We start from the raw sequence: 25,845 nt of genomic DNA, 5'->3' as shown, positions 1-25,845 counted from the left end.
GCTGGCCCTTGCTCTGTCCTGCCTGATGGCGATCAGTGCCCATGCCGACAGCCTTGCCAGCTTCCTGCCTGAAATTGAGCCCGCCGATCTGGCCCCCGGTGCCGATGCCTTTGGCCCGGTGCGCGAGGACGTGCCCGTTGCGCCCGTCCTGAAGGGGGGCGAAACCGTCGCCTGGGCTTTTCTGACCTCCGACTTTGTCGGCACGACCGGTTATTCCGGCAAGCCGATCCATGTGGTCGCCGCGATTGATGGTGATGCGGTGCTGACCGGTGTGCAGCTGGTCAAACACTCGGAACCCATCGTGCTGATCGGCATCCCCAATTCGCGCATGGTCGAGTTGACCGAAGGCTACACAGGTCTGGACCTGAAAGTTGAGGCCGAGACCGGGGGTGAGGGGCATGACCTCGACATCATCTCAGGGGCCACTGTCACGATCATGGTGATTGACGACAGCCTTGTGCGCGGCGGCATCAAAGTGGCGCGGGCATTGGGGCTGGGGGGGTTGTCTCCGCTGCAGGCCGATGGACCAAAGCGCGAAGTCGATATGGCGCAGGTTGCGGTCTATGACTGGACCACCTTGTCGGGCGACGGATCGATTCGGCGGCTGACGCTGGACGTCGGACAGGTCAACGCCGCGTTTGAGGCCACCGGCGATCAGCGCGCGATCAAGCGGCCAGAGCCGGGTGAGCCCGATGACACCTTCATTGACATGCACATGGCGCTGGTCTCGGTGCCGTCCATCGGCAAGTCACTGCTGGGTGAGGCCGAATACCAGAATCTGGTCAACTGGCTGGATGAGGGCGAACAGGCCATTCTTGTGCTGGGTCGTGGCGCTTACAGTTTCAAGGGCTCGGGCTATGTCCGTGGTGGCATCTTTGACCGGATACAGCTGATCCAGGGCGACAGTTCGGTGCGGTTCTTTGATAAGCAGCAGCGCCGTCTGGGCACGGTTGCCGCGTCAGATGCGCCAAGCTTCACCGAGCTGGATATCTTCAAAATCCCCGCTGATGCCGAGTTCGACCCGGCCGAACCCTTCCGCCTGCAGCTGCTGGTGCAGCGTGCGGTGGGCGCGGTTGAGAAGACCTTCCTGACCTTCGATCTGGGCTACAAACTGCCCGAGCGCTATTTGCTGCCGATTGCCGCCCCTGTGGTGGTCGATGACGCAACCGGCGAGGCCGCGGCAAAGGCCGCCCTGTGGCAGCGCATCTGGAAAGACCGTGTGGTCGAGATCGCGGTTCTGGGTGCCATGCTGCTGGTGCTGACAGCCACCTTCTTCTTCCAGTTCCACGCCACGATGAACGCGCGCGTCTTCTACTGGTTCCGCATCGGGTTCCTGACCATGACGCTGTTCTTCATTGGCTGGTACGCCAATGCACAGCTGAGCGTGGTGAACCTGATGGCGCTGGCCGGCAGCCTGCGCACAGGTTTTTCATGGGATGCGTTCCTGCTGGATCCGCTGGTGTTCATCCAGTGGTTCGCCGTCGCCGCCGCGCTGCTGTTCTGGGGCCGGGGTGCCTATTGCGGCTGGCTGTGCCCGTTTGGCGCGCTGCAGGAACTGACAAACAAGATCGCACGGGCGTTCAAGGTGCCGCAATGGACCTTGCCCTGGGGTCTGAACGAGCGCCTCTGGCCTGCGAAATACATGATCTTCCTCGTGCTGTTCGGGATCAGCTTTGTCTCGATCCCGCTGGCCGAGAAATATGCCGAGGTCGAGCCGTTCAAGACCGCGATCATCCTGAAATTCATGCGCGACTGGCCCTTCGTGGTCTTTGCGCTGGCCCTGCTGGGGATCGGGCTGTTCGTCGAACGGTTCTACTGCCGCTATCTCTGCCCGCTGGGCGGGGCGCTGGCGATCCCGGCCCGAATTCGCATGTTCGACTGGCTGCGTCGCTACAAGGATTGCGGCACGCCGTGTCAGACCTGCGCCAACGAATGCCCCGTTCAGGCGATCCACCCCACCGGTGAGATCAATCCGAACGAGTGCGTCACCTGCCTGCATTGTCAGGTGCTCTACCAGTCCGAGGACAAATGTCCCGTCGTTATCCGCCAGCTGAAGCGGCGGGCCAAGACAGGGTCGGTCAATCCCAAGACCCCCCTCGGGCAACCACCGGCGAACCATCCGAACGCCAAACCGCAAACCGTTTCCTAAAAAGGAGGAACGATCATGTCGGAACATGACAAGAAACTGAACGTCACACGCCGCGGCATGCTGGGTGCAACCGCAACCGGCGCCGTGCTGGCCGGGACCGGTCTGGGCTCGACCCTGATGACCGCGAAAGAAGCCAGCGCTGCGGCCAATGCCAACCTGCAGCCCGGTGAGCTGGACGAATACTACGGCTTCTGGTCCTCGGGTCAGACCGGCGAGCTGCGCATTCTGGGCTTCCCGTCCATGCGCGAGCTGATGCGGGTGCCGGTGTTCAACCGCTGCTCGGCCACCGGTTGGGGCCAGACCAACGAGTCGCTGAAGATCATGACCGACGGCCTACTGCCGGAGACCAAAGAGTTTCTCGCCAAGCGCGGCATGAAAACCTATGACAACGGCGACCTTCACCACCCGCATATGTCGTTCACTGACGGCACCTATGACGGCCGTTACCTGTTCATGAACGACAAGGCCAACACCCGCGTTGCTCGTGTGCGCTGCGATGTGATGAAATGCGACAAGATCACCGAGATCCCGAATGCCAAGGCGATCCACGGCCTGCGTCCGCAGAAATTCCCGCGCACTGGCTATGTCTTTGCCAACGGCGAAGATGAAACTCCGCTGGTCAATGACGGCTCCGTGCTGGACGATCCGTCGCAATACGTGAACATCTTCACCGCGCTGGACGGCGACACCATGGAAGTGGCATGGCAGGTGATCGTGTCGGGTAACCTCGACAACACCGACTGCGACTATCAGGGCAAATACGCCTATTCGACCTCGTACAACTCGGAAATGGGTATGAACCTGGCCGAGATGACCGAGAACGAGCTGGACCACGTTGTTGTCTTCAACCTCGCGGAAATCGAAAAGGGCATCGAGGCTGGCGACTATCAGGAACTGAAAGGCGTCAAAGTTCTGGACGGACGTAAGGGTCAGAACAAGAAATACACCCGCTACATCCCGATCCCGAACTCGCCGCACGGCATCAACACCGCGCCTGACGGCAAGCACGTCTGCATCAACGGTAAGCTGTCGCCCACCGTATCGATCATGGATGTGACCAAGCTGGACGCGCTGTTCGAAAGCGATGCCGATCCGCGATCCTGCATCGTGGGTGAGCCGCAGCTGGGTCTTGGCCCGCTTCACACCGCGTATGACGGTCAGGGCAACGCGTTCACCACTCTGTTCCTCGACAGTCAGATCGTGAAGTGGAACATGGACAAGGCGATCCGCGCCTATGCGGGTGAGGATGTCGATCCGATCATCTCGAAGGTCGATGTGCATTATCAGCCGGGCCACAACTCGACTTCGATGGGTGAGACCAAGGATGCCGATGGCAAGTGGCTGATTTCGATGAACAAGTTCTCGAAAGACCGGTTCCTGAATGTGGGTCCGCTGAAGCCTGAAAACGAACAGCTGATCGATATCTCGTCGGATGAGATGAAGGTGGTTCACGACGGGCCGACCTTTGCCGAGCCGCATGACTCGATCATCGTTCGCAGTGACATCGTCAACCCGGTCAACGTGTGGGACCGCAACGACGTCACTTGGGAAGACGCCCGCAAACAGGCCGAAGCCGATGGCATCGATCTGGAAGAAGGCGCAGAAGAGCCCATCCGGGATGGCAACAAGGTGCGGGTCTACATGACCTCGCAGGCGCCGACATTCAGCCTTGAGAAGTTCACCGTCAAACAGGGTGACGAGGTGACAATCTTCGTCACCAACCTGGATGACGTGGATGACGTGACCCACGGCTTCTGCCTGGGCAACTACGGCATCGCCTTCGAGATCGGACCGATGGCAACCGCGTCGATCACCTTCACTGCCGACCGTCCGGGCGTCCATTGGTTCTATTGCCAGTGGTTCTGCCACGCGCTGCACATGGAAATGCGCGGCCGGATGCTGGTCGAGCCGCAGGGAGCATAACCCATGCGTTGGCCCCTGCTCATACCGCTCCTGCTCGGCTCGCCCCTTTGGGCGGCGGACTGGGATGTGCCCAACCGGGCGGGGGCCATCAATGAAACATTGGCGCAGGCGGCGGATGGGGACACCCTCCGCCTGAGCCCCGGTGTTTATACCGAAACACTTGTGCTGGACCGGCCCGTCACTATCGACGGGCTGGGACAGGCCACGATTGACGGACAAGGGGCGGGCAGTGTCATCACCGTAACTGGGCCCGGCGTGACCGTGCGCGGGCTGACGGTGATCGGATCAGGTTCCAGCCATGACGGGATCGACAGCGGTATCCAGCTGACCAAAACGGCCAAAGCGCCGGTGGTCGAGGATAATGTGCTGCTGGGCAACCTCTACGGCGTCGACATTCACGGTGCGAAGGACAGCATCGTGCGTGGCAACCGGATCGAAGGGCGGCAGGATCGGCGGATGAACGACCGCGGCAATGGCGTCTATGTCTGGAACGCGCCGGGTGCGGTGGTTGAGGACAATGATATCCGCTTTGGCCGCGACGGGATCTTTGTGAACTCGTCGAAGAAGAACACCTTCACCGGCAACCTGTTCCGTGATCTGCGCTTTGCGGTGCATTACATGTATGCCGACAATTCGGTGGTCAGTAATAACGTCTCGATCGGTAACGATCTGGGCTATGCAGTGATGTTCACGAGTAATGTCAAAGTCACCGACAATGTGTCGATTGATGACCGCGAACATGGCGTGATGCTGAACTATGCCAACAAGAGCGTTATCACCGGCAATGTGGTGAAGGGTGCCAAGGAAAAATGCACCTTCCTCTATAACTCGAACAAGAACGAGTTCACCGACAACTGGTTCCAGGGATGCGGCATCGGCATCCACTTTACGGCCGGGTCCGAGCGTAACCGGATCGTCGGCAACTCTTTCATCGGCAACCGGACGCAGGTGAAATACGTCTCGACCAAATGGGTCGAGTGGTCTGAAGACGGGCGCGGAAACTACTGGTCCGATTTTGCCGCTTATGATGTGGATGGCAACGGCATTGCCGATGCGCCCTATCGCCCCAACGACTCGATGGACCATGTGCTGTGGACCCAACCCGCAGCCAAATTGCTGCTCGGCTCTCCTGCCGTGCAGCTCGTGCGCTGGTCGCAATCGGCCTTCCCGGCACTGCTACCGGGCGGCGTGATGGACAGCAACCCATTGATGCAAGCCCCTGAACCCCCAGCTATGAAAAAGGTGCCTCATGACGGATAAGGCCCTGTCAATCGACCATGTTCTCAAGGACCGAGGGAAAACCCGCGTTCTTGACGATATCACCCTGTCCCTTGCCCCCGGTCAGCGCGTTGCGCTGCTGGGCCATAACGGCGCAGGCAAGTCGACCCTGATCAAATCCATCCTCGGCCTGACGCCGATCCATAGCGGAGCCATTCGGATCGGAGACGCCACCCCCGGCAGCGCGCTGGCGCGGCGCGAGACGGCCTATCTGCCCGAAGCGGTGTCATTTCATCCCGCATTGACCGGGCGCGAGCAGTTGACCCTGTTCGCGCAGCTTTCAGGCGCAAAAGCCGATGTGTCCGGTTTGCTGGATCGTGTCGGCCTGAGCGATGCTCTGGACCGTCGGATCGGCACCTATTCCAAAGGCATGCGGCAACGTCTTGGTCTGGCGCAGGTTCTGCTGGGTCAGCCGAAGGTGGCTCTGCTGGATGAACCGACATCGGGCTTAGACCCAATCTCGCGCCAAGACCTCTATGCCATCATTGATGAGCTGGCAGCACAGGGAACAGCGGTTCTGATCGCATCCCATGCTCTGACCGAGGTTGAGGCGCGCACCGACCGGATCGCTATCATGCGCAAGGGCCGGATGGTGGCTGATGACACCCTGAACAATCTGTCGGCTCTGGCCGGTCTGCCGATCCGCTTGAAGGTACGAGCCAGCGCCAATCCAGATGTGCTGGCCGCTGAACTGGGCGGCAGCCGGATCAATGGGGCATCCGTCGAATTGCTCTGCTCACCCGAAGACAAGATGGAGGCCCTGCGCCGGATCGCTGGACTGGGCGATGCGGTCGCGGATGTGGAAATGACCCCGCCCAAGCTGGAAGATCTGTATCGCCACTACGCACAGGAGGATTTGCAATGACCCGCTTCCTCGCCATCACCCGCACTGAAATGCTGATCCTGCGCCGCAACCGCTGGCTGCTGGTCGCCACGTTGATCATGGTTCTGTTCGCGCTGGCGCTGACCTTTGCAGGCAGCGCGCCTACCGGCACGCTGGGGGTCGACATGCTGACCGTCTCGGTGGCGTCGATGACCACGCTGTCGGTTTACCTCGCGCCGCTGCTGGCGTTGATGATTTCTTTCGACGCCATCGCGGGCGACGTGGACCGGGGCAGCCTGTCGCTGCTGCTGTCCTATCCGGCGGGGCGCGGAGAAATCCTGCTGGGCAAGTTCACCGCCCATCTGGCAGCTTTGGCTTTCGCCATGACCATCGGTTTCGGCACTGCAGGCGCGGTGGCCGCTTTCTTTGGCGGCGCGGGGCCGGAGAGTCTGATGGCGCTGGCGCGTCTCATCCTCACATCCATCCTGCTGGGCGCTGTTTTTCTGGCGCTGGGATACCTGCTGTCCGCCCTGGCAAAGGGGGCCACGGCGGCGGCGGGTCTGTCGGCCGGGCTCTGGCTGGTTTTTGTCGTCCTTTATGATCTGGGCCTGTTGGGGGCCGTTGTCATGGATAAGGGCGGCAGCTTCACCCAATCCGTCTTTCCATGGGTGATGGTGGCCAACCCGGCCGACGCGTTCCGTCTGTGGAACATCGCGGCGACTGAAGGCGTTGCCATGGCATCCGGCATGACCGGAGCCGCGCAGGCGCTGCCGGTCTGGGCCGCGCCTGCCTCGCTGCTGATCTGGCCGGTGCTGAGCTTCGCTCTCGCCCGCCTCGCATTCCGGAGGGTCGAGCCATGAAACGCCTCGCCCTGATCGCACTGGTCGCGTTGGCGGCCTGCAAGGAGGAGGTGGCCGAAGCCCCCGACCCGGTGGACCTGACCCCGGATGCGCTGAGCTTTTTCTGCCAGATGAACATCGCCGAACATGGCGGGCCCAAGGGGCAGATCCATCTGGAAGGCTACCCTGCGCCGCTGTTCTTTGCACAGGTGCGCGACATGGTGGCCTATCTGAAAAGCCCCGAGCGCGATGCCAAGATTACGGCCGTTTATGTCAGCGACATGAGCGTCGCGCCCAGCTGGCAGCAACCGGGGGTTTCCAACTGGATCGACGCAGATGGCGCCAGCTTTGTCGTCGGGGCCAATGTCGCTGGCGGCATGGGCGCGCGCGAAGTCGTGCCCTTTGGCGACCCCACCGCGGCAGAGGCGTTCATCGCCGAATATGGCGGCGCGGCTCTGCCTCTGTCCGACATACCCGATACCGAGGTTCTGGGCCCTGTCGATCTGGACCTCGCGCTGGAGACACCCGCATGACCATTCTAACCCGCCGCCGTTTCCTGACCATCTCGGCCGCCTGCGCCGCCCTGCCCGCAGCCGCCGGGAGCTTTGCCCAATGGCGCGGCATCGCGCTGGGTGCACCGGCCAGCCTGCGGCTTGATGGCCTGACGGATACGCAAGCTGCACCGATCTTTGCCGCGGTTGAGGCTGAACTGAACCGGCTTGAGGATATATTCAGCCTCTATCGAACCCACTCGCAGATCAGCCAGTTGAACCGCACGGGTCATCTGAACGCCCCTGCGCCCGAGCTGCTAGAGGTGCTGAGCTTGTGTTCGGCGCTTCACGACGCCTCGGGCGGTGTGTTTGATCCGACGATTCAGCCTTTGTGGCTGGCGCTTGCCAGCGGTGCGGCACAGCCGAAGCTGGAGCGCGCGCGGCAGGTGATTGGCTGGGACAAGGTTCATGTCGGCGCGGATGAGATCCGGCTACCACATCCCGGACGCTCGGCGATCACCTTGAACGGAATTGCGCAAGGGGCGATTACGGACCGGATTGCAGTGTTGTTGCGGTCATTCGACCTGCGCGATGTGCTGGTGGATATGGGCGAGGTTGCTGCCTTGGGTCGGCACAGGACAGGCGAGCCTTGGCGCGTCGGGCTGGCCGGGCCGAATGGAACGGTCGCCAAACGGATCACCCTGCAAGACCGAGCCGTTGCCACCTCGGCCCCGGACGGCACGCGGCTGAACGCTGAATTGGGCCATATCCTGAACCCATTGGGCGCGGGACCGACGCATCAGACGGTATCCGTCTCGGCCCCGAAGGCGGTCCTTGCGGACGGGCTGTCGACGGCGCTGTGCGTGATGCCTACAAGTGACATCCCGCAAGCTCTGGCCCGTTTCCCGGACGCGCGGGTTGAAATGGTGATCTGAGCCGGGTCTTAGGGATGAGCCCACGGCAGTAGAAGGTGGGGCCATCAGCCCCACCCGTTTTCTTACGCCCCGATGATGTTGTGGCCGGGACCATAGGGGAAGCCGGTGATATTTTCGGCCCCATCTTCGCCCACCACGAGGATATCGTGCTCGCGATAGCCGCCCGCGCCGGGCTGGCCTTCGGGGATCCACAGCATCGGCTCGATCGAGACGACCATGCCGGGTTCCAGCACCGTGTCGATATCTTCGCGCAGTTCCAGACCGGCCTCGCGCCCGTAGTAGTGGCTGAGGATGCCGAAGGAGTGGCCATACCCGAACGAGCGGTATTGCAGCAGGCCCTCATCCGCGAAGAAGCGGTTGATCTCAGCCGTGATGCCCGAGCAGGTCGCGCCGGGTTTGATCAGGCTCAGGCCCAGTTCGTGTGCGGCCACGTTGGCCTTCCAGAGGCGCAGGCTGTCTGCGTCGGGCTCTCCCAGGAACAGGGTGCGTTCCAGCGCGGTGTAATAGCCCGAGATCATCGGGAAGGTGTTCAGCGACAGGATATCGCCCTTTTGCAGCGCGCGTTTGGTGACCGGGTTATGGGCGCCGTCGGTGTTGAGCGCCGACTGGAACCAGACCCATGTGTCGCGATATTCGGCATCCGGGTAGGCGCGGGCGATTTCCTCTTCCATCGCGTCGCGGCCGGCCATGGCGATCTCGATCTCGGTTGCGCCTTCGCGGATGGCGGCGTGGATGGCGGCCCCACCCACGTCAGCGGTGTGCGCGCCGCCTTTGATCAATTCGATCTCTTCTGCGGATTTCACCATGCGAGCGAACATCGTGTCAGGTGCGATATCGATCAGCTCCGGTCCGCCCAGCATGTCCAGCGCCGTGTTGCGCGCCGCCAGGGTCATGTGGTCGCCTTCGATCCCGATCCGCTTGGCCCCGCCGATCAGGCTGGCCACGGCGCGCCAGTAATTGTCGCGCTTCCAGTCGGTGTAGATGACGTTATCCTCGATCGAGCGGCGCCAGGGCTGGCCCGCGTCGATATTGGCCGAGACGGTGGTGCAGGCGTCCTGCGTGACGACGCAGCCATAGGGCCGACCGAAGGAGCAGTACAGAAAGCCGGAATAATAGGCGATGTTCTGCATCGAGGTCAGCAGGACGGCGGGGATGTCATGCTTGGCCATGATAGCGCGCAGGGCGCCAAGGCGGCGGTCGTATTCACCCTTGCTGAACGGCAGGGGCGCTTTGTCGCCATTGTGGCAGGTGAAGAATTCCGGGCGTTTTGTTGTGTCTGTCATGACTAGGTCTCTCATCTTTGCCGGGCGGCAAACCCGGCCACTTGTCCCGGCGTTCAGGACAGGCGGTCTCGGGGTCCGAGAGCCGATCATCCCAGTGCGTCCGCGACGCCATCGCGGCTGGGATGAACGGATAGATCGTTAGATCAGACCTGCGCTTGCGTCAAGCGGGGGAGAGACCCCGCAGACGCTCGGACCGGCGGCGCAGCAACTCGACCGTGGTCAGCAGCGCGATGGAGATCACCACGAGGATCGTGGCCACCGCCAGAATGGTCGGGCTGATCTGTTCGCGCAGGCCGGTGAACATCTGCCATGGCAGGGTCTTCTGGCTGGCCGAGCCGACGAACAGCACCACAACCACCTCGTCAAACGAGGTGATGAAGGCAAACAGGCCACCCGAGATCACGCCCGGCAGGATCAGAGGCATCTGGATCTTGAAGAACGTCCGCACCGGACCCGCGCCCATATTCGCCGCCGCCCGCGTCAGCGAGCGGTCAAAGCCCACCAGCGTCGCGGTCACGGTGATGATGACGAAGGGAATGCCCAGAACCGCGTGCGCCAGGATGACTTTCACATAGCCCACGAAATTCTTGTTCATGCCCAGCGTGCCTTCCATGAAGCGACCAATGTCGCTGTAGAAGAAGAACATGCCGGTGGCCGAGATGATCAGCGGCACGATCATGGGCGAGATCAGGATGCCCATGATGGCGCGGCGGCCGGGAACGTGACTCTGGCTGAGGCCGATGGCCGCCAGCGTGCCCAGCGAGACCGAGATGATCGTCGCAATCGGCGCGATGATCAGCGAGTTCTTGAAGCTGCGCTGCCATTCATTGTTGGTGAAGAAGTCGCGGTAGTGCTTCAGCGAGTACCCTTCCGGATCGAGCCGCAGCATTTCCGGCGTGAAGGTAAAGAAGTCCTGCGCGTTGAACGAGAGCGGCAGAACCACGAGGATCGGGGTGATCAGGAACACGAAGATCGCGCCGCAGATCACCCGGAACAGGTAGTGATAAAACACCTGCTTTGCGGTCAGATAGGGCAGCAGTTTCCGGCGATAGCGGCCTTCATAAAGCCAGTAGATGAACCAGACAAAGAACCACCCGCCCAGCAGGCCCAGCACGCCGCCCATCGGGCCGGCGACCAGAAAGCCCACGACGCCGAAGCCTGCGATGTTGATCCAGCGGGCCAGTTTCTCGTTCTTGACGACCGTGATGTAGACCCAGGCCAGAGCGGCGATCAGGGCAGCCCCGGCAATGATGCCAAGAAAGACCGAGCCGTTGCCCGCGCCGACAAAGATACCGGCGAAGGCACCTGCCAGCGCGACGCTGGGCAGGACCATGGACAGGGGTTTGCGGGATATCGGAGTAAGTGCGGCCATTTCTATTATCCCAGCTTCACGTTATCAATGCCCACGATCTTGTCGTAGACCCAGTAGAGCAACAGAACGACGCCCAGCAGGATCGTCCCCAGTGCCGCGGCCAGTCCCCAGTTCAGCGAGGACGAGATGTGATAGGCGATCCGGTTCGAGATGAAGACACCCTTGGTGCCACCGACGATCTCGGGCGTGATGTAGTAACCGATCGCCAGAATGAACACGAGGATCGAGCCTGCACCGATGCCCGGAATGGATTGCGGGAAGTAGATGCGCCAGAAGGTCGTCCAGTTGGTCGCACCCATGGATTTCGCGGCGCGGGTGTAGGACGGCGGGATCGTCTGCATCACCGAATACATCGGCAGGATCATGAACGGCAGCAGGATATGCGTCATCGCAACGATGGTACCGATCTGGTTGTTGATGATCACCAGCCTTGCGTCATCGGCCACCAGCCCCAGCCAGACCAGCGTTTCGTTGATCACCCCTTGCTGCTGCAGCATCACCTTCCATGCCGAGGTGCGCACCAGAAGCGAGGTCCAGAAGGGTAACAAAACAAGGATCATCAGCAGGTTTGAAACCCGCATCGGCAAGGTCGCCAGCAGATAGCTGACAGGATAAGCCAGCAGAATACAGGCCCCGGTGATGACCAGCGACATGAACAGGGTGCGCCCGAACAGCTTGATCAGGATTTGCTTGTCTTCGGGTTGAGACTGCGCCCCTTCGGGCGTGCGGCGCATGTCGATCGCGTTCAGGAAGTAACCGTTGGTGACGGCGGGCGCGTGGGTTTTGATGACCGCCCATGTCTTGGGGTCGCCCCAGCCATCGTGAATCTCGATGACCTGGTCCTTGAACGGACCGTCTGTTTCGGGATCCAGCTTTTTGATCTGACGGCCGGACCGGCGGAACATCGAAGACATACCGGTTTCTTCGTAGTTCAAACGCGAGCCCAGACGGGTATGGGTCTTGTTGTCGATGGCGACAATCATGTCGCGGACAAAGGCGTCATAGACGGCCTCATCCGGCAATTCACCGCTCGCCTCGTCCCAGCTTTGCAGGGCTTGCACCGTCTGAGGCAGCGTGTCTTGCACGATGCTATTTTCCACCGACCGGAATAGCATCGCGGCAATGGGCACGATGAAAGAGAACATCACGAACAGCAGCAACGGGGCCACCAGCATCAGCGCCCGCAGCTTTTGCCGTCGCAGTGACCGCGCCAGTGATTGCTTGAGCGGCGTTCCGTCAGCGGCCAGCATCGGGCCGGAATTTTGTTGGGTGGCGTCAGTCATCGGTGCCCCTTGGGTACTTTTGGGGCCGGGGGCGAGTGGCCGCCCCCGACGATCTCAGGAAATCAGACGCTTATTGCGCCAGCCACGCCTGGAATTTGGCGTCGATGTCGTCGCGGTAGTCCGCCCAGAACTCGTAGTTATACAGGAACGTGTTCTTGGCGTTTTCCGGATCGGTCGGCATGTGCGGTGCCATGTCGATGCCCAGATCGGCGTGCTGACCCACCAGCGGAGCCGACGAGGCACGGGCCGGACCGTAGGAGATGTACTTGGCCTGATCCGCCAGACGCTGCGTGTCGGTTGCGAACATGATGTAGTCCAGCGCGCGCTGCTTACGCTCTTCGCTCAGACCGGCGGGAATGATCCAACCGTCCAGGTCGAACACCTGCGCGTCCCACAGCATGCCAACGGGCTGGTTCTGCTCTTCGATCAGGCTGAACAGTCGACCGTTATAGGTCGAACCCATGACAACTTCGCCATCAGCCAGTAGCTGCGGCGTGTCGGCACCTGCGGACCACCAGACAACGCTGTCCTTGATGGTGCCCAGCTTGGCCAACGCCTGATCCTGACCTTCTGCGGTGGCCAGAACGTCATAGACGTCATCCTTGGCAACGCCGTCACAGATCAGCGCCCATTCCATGTTGTTGATCGGGCGTTTTTCCAGCGAACGCTTGCCAGGATAGGCTTCCAGATCGAACACGGCGCAGACATCGCTGGGCGGTGTGTCTCCGACCAGATCAGTGCGATAGCCAAAGGTGGTCGAATACACGATCTGCGGGATGAAGCAATCGCTGACCAGCAGATCGCCGAAGTCATCCGCTGCCGATGTGCCATCCGGCGCCGGAGCCAGCATGGTGTCAGGGTCGATTTCCATCGCCAGACCTTCGTCGCACAGACGAATCGCGTCCGAGGCAACAACGTCGACCACATCCCATGTGATGTTGCCCGCTTCGTTCATCGCGCGCAGCTTTGCAACCGCTTCGGCCGAGCTGTCGTCGTTCAGGATGGTGATGCCGGTCTTCTCCGAATAGGGCTCGTGATACGCTTTCAATTGCGATTTGGAATAGGCGCCGCCCCACGAGACGATGGTCATCTCTTGCGCGGACACGCCACCAGCCGCGGTCGCCAGAGCAGCAGCGGTCAGTAGTGTTTTGGTTGGTTTCATGTGTTACTCCCAGTACTTCCCGTTTGTTGTATGGTCAGCTGGCGCACGGGTTTTCACCAGCCGGTCCCTCAATAAAGCCGCACTTGTACCGCGCAGCTTGGTCTATGCGTCGAGCGCACGACAATCTTTTGCCAGCCAGCCAATATCGATCTCTTGGCCGGGTTGCAGACGGATGGCATCGGGGGCGTTACGTGTCTTGACGATGAATTCGTCATTGCCCGCGACCGACATGCGGAAGCGGAACACATCGCCCATATAGATGAACTCCTTGACCGCGGCCTTCAGCGTATGCGCATCGGCATGCAGGCGGTCCTTGTTGAACTCGACCCGCTCGGGCCGGATCGAAACCTTGGTGCGTTCGCCCGGATTGTGCACGTTGATCGGCACCGCGTCGATTTCCGAACCGTCATCCAGCTGCACCAGGCAGGTGTCGCCGTCGATGGATTTCACCACACCTTCGAGCGTGTTGTTCTCGCCGATGAATTGCGCGACGAAGCTGTTCTCGGGCTCTTCATACAGCTGATCCGGCGGTGCAAGCTGCTGGATGCGGCCATCGTCGAACACCGCAACACGGTCGGACATGGTCAATGCCTCGGTCTGGTCGTGGGTCACGTAGACAGTGGTAATGCCCAGCTCATGCGCCAGTCGGGTGATTTCGAACTGCATGTGTTCGCGCAGCTGCTTGTCGAGCGCGCCCAGCGGTTCGTCCATCAGCACCAGCTCGGGCTCGAACACCAGCGCGCGGGCCAGCGCGATCCGCTGCTGCTGACCGCCCGAAAGCTGCGCCGGGCGGCGATTGCCGAAGGCTCCCATCTGAACCATATCCAGCGCGCGTTTGACTTTCTCCTCGCGCTCTGACTTGCCCAGCTTGCGGACTTCCAGCGGGAACGACAGGTTCTCGGCCACAGTCATATGCGGGAACAGGGCGTAGTTCTGGAACACCATCCCGATGCCACGTTTATGCGGAGGGATGTTGTTGATGGGTTTCCCATCCAACAAAATTTCACCGTGGGTGGCTGTTTCGAATCCGGCGAGCATCATCAGACAGGTTGTCTTGCCTGATCCGGACGGCCCGAGCATGGTCAGGAATTCGCCCTTTGGCATCGCCAAGTTGAGATCTTTGACAACGAGATTCTCGCCATCATAAGATTTTTGAACGCGTTCAAATTCGACAAACGCGGCGTCAGTATTTGTGTCGGTCACAAGACCCCCTGTTGCGTCAAATGATTACCCGGTTGGTCCGGATTTCATTGATCTTCTCGTGCAATGAAGCCGAGGCTAACAAATGGTCGCAAGCCCGTAAAGCAAATGAACCCGCTATTACGTCACTTTTGCCTAAATTTGCGACACATTCAGGTGATTCATATGCCAAGCCAGGCTTTGATTGCTTGACAGAACCGGCTTTCCGATCTGCGCCTCGATCCGGGGGATGGCGGCCAGTGTGCGCAGGTTCGTACAGCTGAGAAACACCGCTTCAACAGCCCTGTCAGCGCCCAGGCGAAGGGCCGCATCAACCACGGAATCGGTCGAAATACGTACAACCTTGGCCTCTTCCGCCTCGCCAAAGGTGCCGAACACATCCATCGAAATACCTTGTTCCGCAAAGGCCCGGCGCAGCGGTGTGTTCACCTCTTCGATATAGGGCGAAAGCAGCGCGAATTTCGACACGCCCCGATCTGCGGCGCAGGCTGCGGCGGCGCGCAGCGGGTTGGTCACGGTCTGAACATCGCAGGTCCGTTTCACCATCTGTTCAACCCGATCCGAACCGATCACCGAGCTGGCCGAGGTGCAGCCATAGCCCACCACCTTATAGGGCCGCGCCTTGGGCAGCAGGTCGGCGGCGGCGGGCAGATCGGTTTCCATCTGCGCCAGCGTATCAGTGTTCACTTCGGCCCCGCTGGGGATGCGGCTGATATAGAGAGGGCTGGGATCATCGGCAAAAAGGCGACGGAACTCGGGCTCGATGGTCTCATCGGTTTGCAGGACGATCAGACCCATCGGCACGGCGGCGGGATCATCGGGGTCGAGCGAATAGGGCAGTGTCGTCATAGCGTCGGTATCTCCGGTCCGATACGCGGGCTCAGGAATTCGGCCGCGCCCTCGGTGATCAGGATGTTTTCCTCATGCACAAGGATCTTGCCATCGACGGCGATACCCGGTTCCAGCGTCAGCACCATGCCGGGCTGCAGTTCGGTATGATCACCGGGGATGAGCGAGGGCCATTCGGTCAGCGACATCCCCAGCCCGTGGCCCAGCCGCCCGGCATCCGTGCCTTCACCACCATCCGTCAGCACCGCGTTCATGGTGTGAAACAGCTGCGCTGCGGTGGTGCCGGGCCGGGCCTGCTCAAAGGCGGCATCCGAGGCCTCGATCAGCCGCGCATGGGCGGCGCGGACCGGAGCGCTGGCGGGGCCAACCGACCAGTTGCGGTCATAGTCACAGAAATACCCGTCGCGAACGAGGCCGGTATCCAGCATCAGAACATCGCCCTGCGCAAGAGGGGTCTGCGTTGCCGGTGAGATCACATCCGTGTACCCGCCCTGCTCGGCCGCTCCGGCCAGATAGGGCACCCAATCGGCCCCTTCCTCAAGGCAGAGCATCTGGAACCGTCGGAAGACCTGATCGAGCGGCGTTCCGGCTGCGGCGATTTCCGGCACACGCGCAAAGGCGCGGGCACCGATCTGACAGGCGGTGCGAATCTTGGCGACCTCGGCCTCGGACTTCACCATGCGCAGGGCGCGCAGGATGCCGTGATCACCGGTCAGTCGACGAGCGCCGAGCCCGTCCTGAAGGCGTCTGAAATCGGCCAGAGGCATCCTGATATGTGTCTCATGCCCATCCGGACAACCGATCGCGGACCCGTCCGACGTCAGCTCGGTCAACGTATCGGCCAACAGCGAAACGCCGTCATCTTCCAGATCCGGTGCGCTCCAAGTGCGAATGTCGTCGATCCATGTCTGCGCCATCAGGGCCGCCCCGATCGAGGGGATCACGGCCACCGGCTTGCCCGAGGCGGGCACGATCAGGAACCAGGGGCGCGTCGGGCTTTCCCAGAACCGGGTCAGATAGCCGGTGAAATAACGCAGCTCAGGTTCGGTGGTCAGCAGCAGGGCTGAAAGACCTGTTTCGGCCATTCGCGCTTGTGCGCGGGAAACCCGTGCCTCGAATTCCTGTGGCGCAAAGCCGGTCATGCGGGCTGCTCGCTCAACATGCAGAGGACACGGGATTGCGGCCCGATTCCCATGGCCTGACGTGCCGCCTCATTCATCACCGCCGCAATGCCTGCCCCGCCCGAAGCGCTGGTCTCTAACCCGGCTTCGGCCATCGCGGGCAATTGCGCGGCAACCTCATCATCGCTGATCGTCAGAAACAGATCCGCATCCCGCGCCAATCCATTCAGGGCGATCAGTGAAGGCTCCTTACAATCGAGCCGCCCCATGATGCTGTCCGGGCCATCTGCGAAAACGCAGTGGCCAGCCTCGATACTTGCTTGCAAGGCCGGGGCCGCGTCAGGCTCGACCACGACGATCTGCGGCGCGTCCCCCCAGACCTCGCGCGCATAGGCAGCCACCGCTCCCGCCATACCGCCAACACCAGCCTGCAGCAGGATGTGTGTCGGCGTTTCGGGGCATTGCTCCGCCGCCTCCAACGCCATTTGCAGGTAGCCTTCCATCAGCAAATGGGGCAGGTCGGTATACCCGTCCCACGAACTGTCTGACAGCAAGGTCCAGCCATTTTGCTGCGCCGCCTGCGCGGCGGCCTCCATGCTGGCAGCATAGTCGACCCCTTCTCGCACCACTCGCGCATCTTGCGCCCGCAGACGGTCGGCAAAGCTTTCAGGCACAGTCTCGGCGATATAGACAACCGCATCGGCCCCGAAGACGCGCGCGCCTGCAGCCATGCTCATCCCGTGATTGCCCGCACTGGCGGTGACAAATGTACGTCCCTTGAGGTTCGCATCGGGCGCTTCATCGGCCTGACAGGCAATGACATAGGCCGCGCCCAGCGCCTTGAAGGACCCAAGCCCCATCCGGGGCCGTTCATCCTTGATCCAGAGCTTTGCAACCGGCGCCAGAGTCGTTGCATCCACCAGCGGAGTTTCCTTGAAATCAGGGCAAAACAGACGATGCCGCCCAAGGCCAGATATATCGACCGACGGATATGGCGCCTGATCCGCGAGCTTTGCCCCATTCCGATACGGGTTTCTGACCGTCTTCATCGCACGCTCCCTTTCTTGATGCGCCGACGTGACCGAAACCGGAAAGCACTGTCAAGCGTGTCCTGCTTTCCCTTTCGCTGCAGCTCATCTGAATGAGCGTCTTTTCAATCCAAATGGTTGGCTGTAAGTGTGTGGCGATCCTGTTGGTTTCGGCCTTACCTGCCGCGCAAACAGGTCTGCGGGCGTGATGGAATGGTAGACATATCGGACTTAAAATCCGAAGGCCTTAGTGCCGTGTGGGTTCGAGTCCCACCGCCCGTACCATTTCCTGACAGTTACAATAGAATACCGGGCATCTGTACCCGACGAATCCGGCGATACTTGGTTGGATTGAGAAGAGTGGTGCCTCAAGAGGGACTCGAACCCCCGACCTTGTCCTTACGAAGGACCTGCTCTACCAGCTGAGCTATTGAGGCATGCGACAGATCGTTTAGCCGCAGGTCGCGACCCTTGCAAGAGGCAGTTCACACACCCCTGCGGTTGACCGGTTCGCATTCCTCGCCCATCCTGCGCGCGGGCGGACCGGAGCCTGCGGGTTCGGGTGGATTATCAGATATTTGGCAAGGTCATTTGAATGTCCGGGATTTCACAGAAGACTTATGTGCTGGACACGCATCGCCTGCGGGACCCTGAGCAGACACTTGCCATCGTCAAACCGTTCCTCAAACAGATGGGGATCACGCGCATTGCCAATCTGACCGGGCTCGACCGGGTCGGGCTGCCGACGGTGATGGTGACGCGACCCAATTCGCGTTCGGTCGCGGTGTCACTGGGCAAGGGATTGTCGCTGAGCGCGGCGCAGGCCTCGGGCGTGATGGAAGCGATCGAGTCGTGGCATGCGGAACGGATCGAATTGCCGCTGCGGCTGTGCAGCCATGCCGATCTGGCACAGGATCACGTGGTGGATGTCTATCGTCTGCCGCGCGTGACCGGCGGGCAGTTTGACCCGCATGGCGCGATGCTGTGGGTGCAGGGGCGTAATCTGAACGCCGATGCCGCCTGTTGGGTGCCCTATGAGATGGTGGATACGGATTACACGACCTCTCCGGTCGCCGGGCAAAGGGCGTTTCCGCGCACAACGAATGGTCTGGCATCGGGCAACGACGTGACTGAGGCCAGTTGCCACGCGATTTGCGAGTTGATCGAACGGGACGCCACGACGTTGTGGCATCACCGGGGTGCGACGCCGCGCGTTGATCCGGACACGGTGGACGATCCGCGTTGCCGTCAAGCGATGGACCAGATTGCAGCGGCGGGGCTGGATCTGGGGATTTGGGACACCACTTCGGATATCGGCATTGCCAGCTTTCGCTGTGTGATCTGCGAGGCCGGAGAGGCCACGGGCCATATCGGCATCGGCGATGGCTGTCACCCCGACCGCGCCATTGCGCTGCTGCGGGCGCTGACCGAGGCGGCGCAGACGCGGCTGACCTATATCTCGGGCGCGCGCGATGATCTGGACCCCGAAGAGTTCTCGGACGAGGCCCGCACGTGGCGCAGCCGATATATCCGTGAGTTGATTGATGGCGCAGCGGCGACCGGGCGTTTCACCGATTGCCCGTCGCATGTCACGGGGTCGTTTACGGAAGACCTTGAGCTGCTGCTGAGTTGTCTGTCGGTGGTCGGTATGGGTCAGGTGGTGACGGTCGATCTGTCCCGGCCTGAATTCGATATCGCTGTGGTCCGCGCGGTTATTCCGGGGCTGGAAGCGCCGCATGACGATCCCGATTACATTACAGGTCCACGTGCACGGGCGGTGACGGCATGAGCGTGGTGGTGTTCGTCGGCCCCACCCTGCGGTCCGAGGCGGTGCAGGAGCATCTGGACGCGACCATTCTGCCCCCGGTCCGGCAGGGGGATGTGTATCGCGTTGCGCGGGACGGGCCGCGCGCCATTGGCATCATCGATGGGTATTTCGATGGCGTGCCCTCGGTCTGGCACAAGGAAATCCTGTGGGCGCTGGAACAAGGCATCCCGGTTTTCGGCAGCGCCAGCATGGGCGCGTTGCGGGCAGCGGAACTTTCCGATTTCGGGATGATCGGCGTCGGACGGGTGTTCGAGGATTACCTCAGCGGCGCGATCATGGATGACGACGAGGTGGCGGTGCTGCATGGCCCTGCCGAGCTTGGGTTTCCCGCATTGAGCGAGCCGATGGTGTCGATCCGCGCCACGCTGGACATGGCGCAGACGGCCGGGGTGCTGTCGCCACAGGATGCCCGGACCTTGTTGGACGCTGCCAAGGCTCTGCACTATCGCGACCGGGTTTGGTACAAGGTGATTGCAGCGGCGGGCACAACCTCCGGTCTGGAAAGCTTTCAGAACTGGCTGCCCGAGGGGCAGGTCGATGCCAAGGGCGAAGATGCCCGTGAGATGCTGGAGCATATGGCACGGTATCTGGAGGCGGACACCGACACCCCCGCCGCGCCGCGCGTCGAACGTACCCTGGCCTGGCGCGAGTTGCGGGCGCGGGTCGATGCCGAGACCGCCTCGCAAGACACCGATGCGCGGGCATTGGTGGATGAGCTACGGCTGGACCCTGCCCTCTATGCCGAGCTGCGTGATCGCGCCGCGCTGAACCTGCTGGCGCGGGACGAGGCGCATCGGGTCGATCACCAGCCGGACCGTGAGATATTACGAAAGCACATGACCGCGCACAGGCGCGCGGCGCGCCTGCCCCGTCAGGCCGATCTGATGGAATGGCTGCAGGACAATGACCTGACCCCCGCGCAATACGAGGCGATGCTGGCTGACCGCGCCCGCAAGGATGCGGCCATCGCAGCGCGGGCGGATGATCTGGATGCCGCCGTGCTGGCCGAGCTGCGCCACGATGGCCATTATGCAGCGTTGCGTGACCGGGCGCGGCGCAAGGCTGACCGTATCGAGGCGCTGGATCGGGTGAATGGCCGCACGAACCGAACGCAGTCGCTGATCTGGTATTTTGAAACACGTCTTGACCAAGCGGTACCGGATGATCTTGAATCCTATGCAATCGCGCTGGGCCTTGAAGGGCGCGAGGCGTTTCTTGATCTGATTGAAGCCGAATTCATCTTTTGCCACGCCGGTGGCGACCCCGAGGATCAGCAGCCCGATACGCGGGCCTAAGGTTAGCCGGGACGATAACGGGAGGGGACATTGACGATCTGGCCCGATTACTCGGAAAACGAAACTCCGGGCACGCGGTTCCTGTTGTATCCGCAATCGCCCTATTTAGAGCCGAATTCGAAACCTGAACTGGTCGAGATCTCGGCCCCGCAGGGCTCGATCGGGCCCGGCCCTTCTGGGCCGCGCATGTATGCGATGTACCCGGTCGACAAGACGACCCCTTATGGTGCGATGATTGAAGGCGAGGACGGCCCCGAGATGTATCTGCCCGCCTGGGACGGCTATATCCTGCCACCGCCTGAACCCGATGAGTTCGGCAATTTCATCCATATCGATCCCGACGATCCGGCCTTTGAAGCCGCCCACCTGTTTGGCGCAGCCCATTTCACCATGGATGTCTGGGAGGGTTATTTCGGCCGCCCGATCCCCTGGCATTTCGAGCGTGATTTCGAGCGGCTGGAACTGTCGCTGCTGCCCAGCCTTGATAACGCGCATATCGGTTGGGGGTTTCTGGAGACCGGCGGCACCCGCGAACATGGGGACGAATACCGCCCCTACAGCCTGAACTTCGACGTGGTGGCGCATGAAATCGGCCATGCCATCATCTACAGCGTCATCGGTCTGCCCTCGGAAGACGACGCAACGGGCGAGTATTACGGGTTCCACGAATCGGCGGCGGATATGGTGGCGCTGCTGGCGTCTCTGCATTTCGGCTCGGTCGTGGATGAGGTGCTGAAGAACACGCGCGGTAATCTCTATACCTATAACCGGCTCAGCCGCTTTGCCGAGCTGTCGCAGAACGCGCAGATCCGCATTGCGGCCAATGACCGGACGCTGTCCGAGTTCTCGCATGGGTGGTCCAGTGAACACGCGCTGTCGGAGCCGCTGACCGGTGCGATGTTCGATATTCTGGTCGATATCTATCACGAACGGCTGGTCGCCCATGACGTGATCGATCCGGAAATGGAGGAGCTTTCGGACGAGCTGGAGGGCACCGATGAATACAACGCGATCATGCAGGACCTGTTCGACGAACATTACGCTGCCGATCCCGAAGGCTTCCGCGTCGCTCTGATCGAGGCGCGGGATTTGCTGGGGTCCTACCTTGCCGACGCCTGGGAAATGCTGGATGCCGATATGCTGAGCTATTTCGGGGTCGAGCGCGCGCTGGTCGTTGTCGATCAGGAGATTACCGGCGGCGCTTTCCGCCAGATTATCGAGGGCAATTTCCGCATGCGTGACATCGGGCTGACACGGCCCGGCCCACGTCTGACCAAGCCGGATGGGTCCAGCCACGCCGCGTCCGTTCGCACGTTGTCACCCGAGATTAAAGAACCTTAAAGTCTTTGTTTTTGCCCCGGTTTTATGGCAGGTTGTGCGCACGGGGTGATAATTTGACAATCGACGTGCAGTGAAATGCGCAAACTGGGACAGGCGCGGCCCGAGGCCCCGTCGACCCCCGATAGGGAGAAAGTGATATGTCTGAGTCGTTACTCAGTTTTTCCGAGGTATTACTGTTCGGACGAGAATTAAGTGATCTTAAACTGAGACAGAAGTCAGTCCGGCTCGCAATTGAGGTGGCGACGGGTTACGATTTTACACAGGAGATCACCAAAATTGATGGTGTGGCTGTGCGGGAAGATGACCGGATCCTTGTGCAGGCTGGAGACAGTGCAAACGACGAGTCAGGGATCTACAAGATCTACAAGGACAAGAACGACGGGAACAAACTGAAGCTGGGTAAGCGCAAGAAAGTCCCGTTTGAATCATTTGTCTACATTCGCCGGGGTCGCGTTTTCAAACACACGTTCTGGCAGCAGACGGCTGACAGGCATAGCGAGCAGCTATTCATCGAACAAGATGATCGCAGAAGGGGTCGTGGCGTCAACAACTTCATCGGGGACCAGTTCGGAGGCGATGCCCGGCTGGCCCGGATCTATGGCTTCGCATATGATGGCACCTACTACGAGATGCCCGAACCGACGATCTTCCTGGTCCATGGCGAAGGCGACAGCGCCACCGGCGGCAACTTGCCTTACGGCTTCAAGCTTGAAGACCCCGGGAAAGACACGACGCGGCAGGCCGCACGTGCGCCGCTTGATCCATCCAAATCCGGCGTTGCAGCGGCGGATTACCAGATGGCGAATGATATCCGCGTCTGGAACTATGATCAGGCCGATTACACCATCCGTATGGATATCGCAGCCGGTCAGATCGAAGAGGTCCTGCTGGACGTCTATTTCGAATACGACGCCCCGATGATGGCCGGAGCCAAGGTGAGTGGCGCGAAGGTCAGCGGTGCCAAGGTCTCTGGCGCCAAAGTCAGTGGCGCCAAGGTGAGCGGTGCCAAAGTCAGCGGTGCCAAGGTCAGCGGCGCGAAGGCACGCGGCGAATAACAGCTGATATATCCGAGAATGGGGCGCGTCGATCACGCGCCCTTTTTCTTGCTCAGAACCCGGCCTTCTTGAGGCCTTCGAGGAAGTGCTGCGTGTCGTCTTCCAGCAGGTCCGGCTGAACCTTGGCCCAGCGCGCCAGGGAAAAGTTGGGATGCGCCGCCCGGTGCTTGTCAGCAATCTGGCGCGCCATATCCATATCGCCCTTATGCGCATAACTCGCAGCCAGAACCCGTTGCCCTTCGGTCGGGTTGTTCATCTTGTTGACCGCAGAAATCACATCGTCATAGCGCTTTAGATTGTAATACGCGCCGCCCAGATGCCAGAGGTACTGATCCGGGAAATAGGGGTTCAGGCGCATCGCTTGCTGAAGGTGTTCGATTGCCGTCTCGTTATCCCCTGAATGCGCCAACGCATCGGCATAATCCGAATGCATGTCGGCATCATTGGGGTTCAGCGACAGCGCGCGTTTGTAGGATTCAAGCGCGGTCGCATGTTCCTTGCGATAAAGCTGCACATAGCCCAGTTCGCCAAAGCCTCGCGCATCGGTCGGGTCCAGTTCGACCGCACGCAGAGCCAGAGACAGGGCTTTGTCGAGCGCGCCGCCCGGGTCTTCGGTCCAGGAATAGCGCCAGTCGATATTGAGCGTCCGCGACAGGGCGGCTGCCGCGCGGGCATACCCTCCGTCCCGTTCGAGTGCCGATTCATAACAATGCTGCGCCTTGCGGTTATCGTTGCGCGTGTATTTGAAGATGTGATGCTGGCCCTGCAGAACCGAGCCATAGGCCCGAAGGTCTGACGGAATGGCCTGCACCATGCGCTGCTTTTCATGCGATTCAATCATCACCGCCATGGCCGCGACGATGCATTCCGTGACGTCGTCCAGAATGTCGAAAATATCGTCGAGCTTGCGGTCGAACCGTTCGCCCCAGATGGTCCGTTCGGTATTGGCGTCCAGCAACTCGGCAGTGACGCGGATGCGGCTGGAGGAACGGCGGACGCTGCCGCGTGCCACATAGCGCACGTTCAGTCGGCGCGCGGCCTCATGCGGTGACATCGACTGCGTCTTGAAGAAGAAGGATGAGTTGCGCGCAATGACGAACAGGTTCCGGAACTTCGACAGGTTCATGATGATGTCATCGGTCAGCCCTTCGGCGACCCAGCTGTCATCCTCATCCCCACCCTGGCTGGCAAAGGGCAGTACAGCAACCGAAGGGATATCGGGCCGCTCCAGCACTTCAAGATGCATATCGGGCCGCAGGGTCGCGGCCATAGTGGCGCCCTCGACTTCGCTGCGGACGCAATAGGTCGCCACCGGCGACATGATGTTCTTGAGCTGCTTGGGTCCAAGAAATTCATAGCCATAGCGCAGGCGATTGCGGATCTGCTCATAGACCGCGGCGCTGACATAGACCCGTTCCGGTTCCGCAATTTCCTGCAGGCGGGCGGCGATGTTGACGTTGTCGCCATGGATGCCGCGATCATCCTGCAGCACCTCGCCCATATGGACACCGGCGCGGAACTTGATCTGTTCATGTGCCATCCGCGCCTGATTGTGCTGCGCAGCAATCCGATGCAGTTCGATGCTGAACTCAACCGCGCTGGTGGCGGTTTCAAACAACGCCAGAATGCCATCGCCGCGTACTTCGATCACCCGGCCCTGATACTGCTGGCAAATCGTCTCAAGCTGAGACAGCAAAGATTTCAACGCGTTATACGTATCCATCTCGTTCTCGCTCATCAGACGGGAATAGCCCACAACGTCGGCAAAAAGCACCGCGCCGAGCTTCTGTCTGAGTGAGGGGTCTGAACCGGTTGTATTCACTGGCAATACTCGAATGTCGTGTCGCGTCGAATCCGACGAGTGTACTCTAGCAAAATCTGCCTCGATACAGGCGTTATTTCAGTCATCGCAATCCGCCCGGGGCGGCCAGCTCCAATCGGCCGAGCCGAAACTGACCACAGTATCGGAATGCAATTCCTGCGCCAGAACCTGTCGCCGTGCGGTCCAGTCCTGCTGCAACATGCCAACAACCACCATGTCGTGGAACTGTCCGTCTGCGAACCACGCCTGTCGCATGGTGCCCTCGATCTGGCAGCCGACCTGACTGATCAGATCGCGGCTGCTGTGATTATCGGCCCGGTAATACGACGTGATCCGGTTGAGCCCCAACTGCCGGAACGCAAAATCCAGCAGCAGCGCAATCGCCCGGACAGCGACGCCATGGCGGCGCACGGATTTGTCGATGAAGATCGGGATCACGGCGTCGCGGTTGACCTGTGAAATCGCTTCGAGCCCGATCATACCCACCGCGTCACCGCCTTCGGATTCGATGATGAACCAGCACTTCCTGCAATCGGGCGCGGAGCTGAGCGCCTCTTCCCACATCTGTTCAGTTTGCATCAGATTCAGCGGAACGCGTGACGTCCGGTCAAACAGTGCAAGGTCATGCACATCCTGAAACCAGCGCGCAGCCGTTTCCATGTCCGACTTCTCGAGCGGACGCAGCCGGAACAACCGGGGTGTAGCATTGGGCAAAGGCAAAGCCTCCGAATACAAATACAAAAATCTATCCGCGCGATACTAGCACAG

The 25,845-nt window shown here is 61.0% G+C and carries 21 protein-coding genes and 2 tRNA genes; 12 read left to right on the top strand and 11 right to left on the bottom strand.

Features of this window, described 5'->3' with window-relative positions:
* Positions 1-25: 25 nt before the first annotated feature.
* Genes ACR0AZ_RS15020 through ACR0AZ_RS14990 form a run of 7 tightly spaced genes read left to right on the top strand, consistent with a single transcriptional unit; the run spans position 26 to position 8,438 of the window.
* Positions 26-2,149, top strand: a complete 2,124-nt coding sequence (locus tag ACR0AZ_RS15020; protein ID WP_480667809.1) for a 4Fe-4S binding protein — start codon at positions 26-28, stop codon at positions 2,147-2,149.
* A gap of 15 nt (positions 2,150-2,164) precedes the next feature.
* Positions 2,165-4,072, top strand: a complete 1,908-nt coding sequence (nosZ, locus tag ACR0AZ_RS15015; RefSeq protein ID WP_480667774.1) for a TAT-dependent nitrous-oxide reductase — start codon at positions 2,165-2,167, stop codon at positions 4,070-4,072.
* Between the two features lie 3 nt (positions 4,073-4,075).
* Entirely contained in the window at positions 4,076-5,332 is a 1,257-nt protein-coding gene (locus ACR0AZ_RS15010) for a nitrous oxide reductase family maturation protein NosD (protein ID WP_480667773.1), read from the top strand.
* Complete coding sequence (locus ACR0AZ_RS15005) at positions 5,322-6,215, top strand: ABC transporter ATP-binding protein (RefSeq protein WP_480667772.1); 894 nt, start codon at positions 5,322-5,324, stop codon at positions 6,213-6,215. Before ACR0AZ_RS15010 ends, ACR0AZ_RS15005 begins: the two co-directional genes overlap by 11 nt.
* Complete coding sequence (locus ACR0AZ_RS15000; RefSeq protein ID WP_480667771.1) at positions 6,212-7,033, top strand: ABC transporter permease; 822 nt, start codon at positions 6,212-6,214, stop codon at positions 7,031-7,033. The genes ACR0AZ_RS15005 and ACR0AZ_RS15000 overlap by 4 nt, the downstream gene beginning before the upstream one ends.
* Positions 7,030-7,545 (top strand): nitrous oxide reductase accessory protein NosL, encoded by a 516-nt coding sequence (locus tag ACR0AZ_RS14995; protein ID WP_480471434.1) that lies wholly within the window; start codon positions 7,030-7,032, stop codon positions 7,543-7,545. The genes ACR0AZ_RS15000 and ACR0AZ_RS14995 overlap by 4 nt, the downstream gene beginning before the upstream one ends.
* Positions 7,542-8,438, top strand: coding sequence for an FAD:protein FMN transferase (locus ACR0AZ_RS14990; RefSeq protein WP_480667770.1), 897 nt, complete (start codon positions 7,542-7,544; stop codon positions 8,436-8,438). Before ACR0AZ_RS14995 ends, ACR0AZ_RS14990 begins: the two co-directional genes overlap by 4 nt.
* A gap of 62 nt (positions 8,439-8,500) precedes the next feature.
* On the opposite strand, the gene ACR0AZ_RS14985 is transcribed toward ACR0AZ_RS14990, so the two are convergent.
* The 8 genes from ACR0AZ_RS14985 to ACR0AZ_RS14950 form a co-directional block, all read right to left on the bottom strand.
* A complete protein-coding gene (locus tag ACR0AZ_RS14985; protein ID WP_480667769.1) occupies positions 8,501-9,721 on the bottom strand; it encodes an aminopeptidase P family protein in 1,221 nt (406 codons plus the stop codon).
* A gap of 160 nt (positions 9,722-9,881) precedes the next feature.
* Positions 9,882-11,093 (bottom strand): ABC transporter permease, encoded by a 1,212-nt coding sequence (locus ACR0AZ_RS14980; protein WP_480471432.1) that lies wholly within the window; start codon positions 11,091-11,093, stop codon positions 9,882-9,884.
* Positions 11,094-11,098: 5 nt separating this feature from the next.
* Positions 11,099-12,376: an ABC transporter permease gene (locus ACR0AZ_RS14975; protein WP_480471431.1), complete on the bottom strand. Its 1,278-nt coding sequence runs from the start codon at positions 12,374-12,376 to the stop codon at positions 11,099-11,101.
* 70 nt (positions 12,377-12,446) lie between these two features.
* Positions 12,447-13,538: an extracellular solute-binding protein gene (locus tag ACR0AZ_RS14970; protein WP_480471430.1), complete on the bottom strand. Its 1,092-nt coding sequence runs from the start codon at positions 13,536-13,538 to the stop codon at positions 12,447-12,449.
* 102 nt (positions 13,539-13,640) lie between these two features.
* Positions 13,641-14,741 carry an ABC transporter ATP-binding protein gene (locus tag ACR0AZ_RS14965; protein ID WP_480667768.1) on the bottom strand — a complete coding sequence of 367 codons (1,101 nt, stop codon included), beginning with the start codon at positions 14,739-14,741 and terminating at the stop codon, positions 13,641-13,643.
* Positions 14,742-14,873: 132 nt separating this feature from the next.
* A complete protein-coding gene (locus tag ACR0AZ_RS14960) occupies positions 14,874-15,587 on the bottom strand; it encodes a maleate cis-trans isomerase family protein (RefSeq protein ID WP_480667767.1) in 714 nt (237 codons plus the stop codon).
* Entirely contained in the window at positions 15,584-16,729 is a 1,146-nt protein-coding gene (locus tag ACR0AZ_RS14955; protein WP_480667766.1) for a M24 family metallopeptidase, read from the bottom strand. The genes ACR0AZ_RS14960 and ACR0AZ_RS14955 overlap by 4 nt, the downstream gene beginning before the upstream one ends.
* The gene (locus ACR0AZ_RS14950) at positions 16,726-17,757 is read right to left on the bottom strand and encodes a pyridoxal-phosphate dependent enzyme (RefSeq protein WP_480667765.1); all 1,032 of its coding nucleotides are present in this window, start codon (positions 17,755-17,757) and stop codon (positions 16,726-16,728) included. Before ACR0AZ_RS14950 ends, ACR0AZ_RS14955 begins: the two co-directional genes overlap by 4 nt.
* A gap of 178 nt (positions 17,758-17,935) precedes the next feature.
* On the opposite strand from ACR0AZ_RS14950, the gene ACR0AZ_RS14945 reads away from it, so the two are divergent.
* Positions 17,936-18,021, top strand: a tRNA-Leu gene (locus ACR0AZ_RS14945).
* A 76-nt stretch (positions 18,022-18,097) separates the two neighbouring features.
* On the opposite strand, the gene ACR0AZ_RS14940 is transcribed toward ACR0AZ_RS14945, so the two are convergent.
* A tRNA-Thr gene (locus ACR0AZ_RS14940) sits at positions 18,098-18,173 on the bottom strand.
* 158 nt (positions 18,174-18,331) lie between these two features.
* Here ACR0AZ_RS14940 and ACR0AZ_RS14935 point away from each other — a divergent pair.
* From ACR0AZ_RS14935 to ACR0AZ_RS14920, 4 genes are all read left to right on the top strand, one after another.
* Positions 18,332-19,525 carry a YcaO-like family protein gene (locus tag ACR0AZ_RS14935; protein WP_480667764.1) on the top strand — a complete coding sequence of 398 codons (1,194 nt, stop codon included), beginning with the start codon at positions 18,332-18,334 and terminating at the stop codon, positions 19,523-19,525.
* Positions 19,522-20,859, top strand: a complete 1,338-nt coding sequence (locus ACR0AZ_RS14930) for a TfuA-like protein (RefSeq protein WP_480667763.1) — start codon at positions 19,522-19,524, stop codon at positions 20,857-20,859. Before ACR0AZ_RS14935 ends, ACR0AZ_RS14930 begins: the two co-directional genes overlap by 4 nt.
* Before the next feature lie 30 nt (positions 20,860-20,889).
* Entirely contained in the window at positions 20,890-22,200 is a 1,311-nt protein-coding gene (locus ACR0AZ_RS14925) for a gluzincin family metallopeptidase (protein WP_480471423.1), read from the top strand.
* A 137-nt stretch (positions 22,201-22,337) separates the two neighbouring features.
* Positions 22,338-23,255, top strand: a complete 918-nt coding sequence (locus ACR0AZ_RS14920) for a pentapeptide repeat-containing protein (RefSeq protein ID WP_480471422.1) — start codon at positions 22,338-22,340, stop codon at positions 23,253-23,255.
* A 52-nt stretch (positions 23,256-23,307) separates the two neighbouring features.
* Here the strand turns inward: ACR0AZ_RS14920 and ACR0AZ_RS14915 are convergent, their stop codons facing one another.
* Positions 23,308-25,029: an adenylate/guanylate cyclase domain-containing protein gene (locus ACR0AZ_RS14915; RefSeq protein WP_480667762.1), complete on the bottom strand. Its 1,722-nt coding sequence runs from the start codon at positions 25,027-25,029 to the stop codon at positions 23,308-23,310.
* A gap of 126 nt (positions 25,030-25,155) precedes the next feature.
* Positions 25,156-25,818 (bottom strand): GNAT family N-acetyltransferase, encoded by a 663-nt coding sequence (locus ACR0AZ_RS14910; protein WP_480667761.1) that lies wholly within the window; start codon positions 25,816-25,818, stop codon positions 25,156-25,158.
* Positions 25,819-25,845 lie beyond the last annotated feature (27 nt).

Source organism: Ruegeria sp. BE3, from assembly GCF_056538865.1.
This window is presented reverse-complemented; position numbering and strand designations above follow the sequence as displayed.

Coding starts and splice junctions, on each gene's coding strand:
- ACR0AZ_RS15020 (WP_480667809.1), top strand. CDS start 26: ATGGCGATCAGTGCCCATGCCGACAGCCTTGCCAGCTTCCTGCCTGAA.
- nosZ (WP_480667774.1), top strand. CDS start 2,165: ATGTCGGAACATGACAAGAAACTGAACGTCACACGCCGCGGCATGCTG.
- ACR0AZ_RS15010 (WP_480667773.1), top strand. CDS start 4,076: ATGCGTTGGCCCCTGCTCATACCGCTCCTGCTCGGCTCGCCCCTTTGG.
- ACR0AZ_RS15005 (WP_480667772.1), top strand. CDS start 5,322: ATGACGGATAAGGCCCTGTCAATCGACCATGTTCTCAAGGACCGAGGG.
- ACR0AZ_RS15000 (WP_480667771.1), top strand. CDS start 6,212: ATGACCCGCTTCCTCGCCATCACCCGCACTGAAATGCTGATCCTGCGC.
- ACR0AZ_RS14995 (WP_480471434.1), top strand. CDS start 7,030: ATGAAACGCCTCGCCCTGATCGCACTGGTCGCGTTGGCGGCCTGCAAG.
- ACR0AZ_RS14990 (WP_480667770.1), top strand. CDS start 7,542: ATGACCATTCTAACCCGCCGCCGTTTCCTGACCATCTCGGCCGCCTGC.
- ACR0AZ_RS14985 (WP_480667769.1), bottom strand. CDS start 9,721: ATGACAGACACAACAAAACGCCCGGAATTCTTCACCTGCCACAATGGC.
- ACR0AZ_RS14980 (WP_480471432.1), bottom strand. CDS start 11,093: ATGGCCGCACTTACTCCGATATCCCGCAAACCCCTGTCCATGGTCCTG.
- ACR0AZ_RS14975 (WP_480471431.1), bottom strand. CDS start 12,376: ATGACTGACGCCACCCAACAAAATTCCGGCCCGATGCTGGCCGCTGAC.
- ACR0AZ_RS14970 (WP_480471430.1), bottom strand. CDS start 13,538: ATGAAACCAACCAAAACACTACTGACCGCTGCTGCTCTGGCGACCGCG.
- ACR0AZ_RS14960 (WP_480667767.1), bottom strand. CDS start 15,587: ATGACGACACTGCCCTATTCGCTCGACCCCGATGATCCCGCCGCCGTG.
- ACR0AZ_RS14955 (WP_480667766.1), bottom strand. CDS start 16,729: ATGACCGGCTTTGCGCCACAGGAATTCGAGGCACGGGTTTCCCGCGCA.
- ACR0AZ_RS14950 (WP_480667765.1), bottom strand. CDS start 17,757: ATGAAGACGGTCAGAAACCCGTATCGGAATGGGGCAAAGCTCGCGGAT.
- ACR0AZ_RS14935 (WP_480667764.1), top strand. CDS start 18,332: ATGTCCGGGATTTCACAGAAGACTTATGTGCTGGACACGCATCGCCTG.
- ACR0AZ_RS14930 (WP_480667763.1), top strand. CDS start 19,522: ATGAGCGTGGTGGTGTTCGTCGGCCCCACCCTGCGGTCCGAGGCGGTG.
- ACR0AZ_RS14920 (WP_480471422.1), top strand. CDS start 22,338: ATGTCTGAGTCGTTACTCAGTTTTTCCGAGGTATTACTGTTCGGACGA.